This window comes from Natronolimnohabitans innermongolicus JCM 12255 (assembly GCF_000337215.1).
GTDB lineage: Archaea > Halobacteriota > Halobacteria > Halobacteriales > Natrialbaceae > Natronolimnohabitans > Natronolimnohabitans innermongolicus.
The window spans coordinates 1-708 of record NZ_AOHZ01000102.1 but is presented as its reverse complement, the minus strand read 5'-3'; the positions used below and the strand labels follow the sequence as shown (position 1 = coordinate 708).

The following is a 708-nucleotide window of genomic DNA, read 5'->3' as shown; positions in this document are numbered from 1 at the left end:
CAGCGGGAGCCCCGGCGTCGGAAGCCGCTGCTGGTAGCGAACCCCGAGCGAGGCGTGCTCGCCGTCCTCGTCGGTGTCCATCACCGTCGAGCCAGCGGGTCGAACCGACGGCACTTCCTCGTCGTCGACGACCTCGAGGTCGAGATAGGTCGGCGAACCGGCGACCTCGAACTCGAGGTCGTCCATGAGCTCCGAGCCCTCGAGGTGGCCGCTGCTTGCTTCGACGTCCCCGGCGAAGACGGCCTGNCCGGCGACCTCGAACTCGAGGTCGTCCATGAGCTCCGAGCCCTCGAGGTGGCCGCTGCTTGCTTCGACGTCCCCGGCGAAGACGGCCTGAACGAACTCCAGAGAGTCCTCGAGGGCGCCGTCGCCGGCCGCCATCGCGTCGTCGAGGTCGTCGATCATCTCCTCGTGGAACGTCGCCATCTCGTCGATCTCCTCGAGGAGCCGCTCGAAGTACGCGTTCCGGACNGCGTCGTCGAGGTCGTCGATCATCTCCTCGTGGAACGTCGCCATCTCGTCGATCTCCTCGAGGAGCCGCTCGAAGTACGCGTTCCGGACTGCCATACGAATCTGATCCGGCACGGTATCGTACGACTCCGTCTCGACGAGACCGTCCTCGACGGCTTCGACCTCGTCCGTCAGCGCCCGGAACGGCGACGGCGTTTGCAGGAAGTCGACGCGCGGTTTCTCGATCGTGTCGGTCTC

At 66.6% G+C, this 708-nt stretch carries 1 protein-coding gene; it reads right to left on the bottom strand.

Going from position 1 to position 708, the window contains the following annotated elements:
• Positions 1-672, bottom strand: a 672-nt coding sequence (locus C493_RS23965) for a DUF7286 family protein (protein ID WP_449289434.1), incomplete at its 3' end; no start/stop codon positions are given.
• Positions 673-708 lie beyond the last annotated feature (36 nt).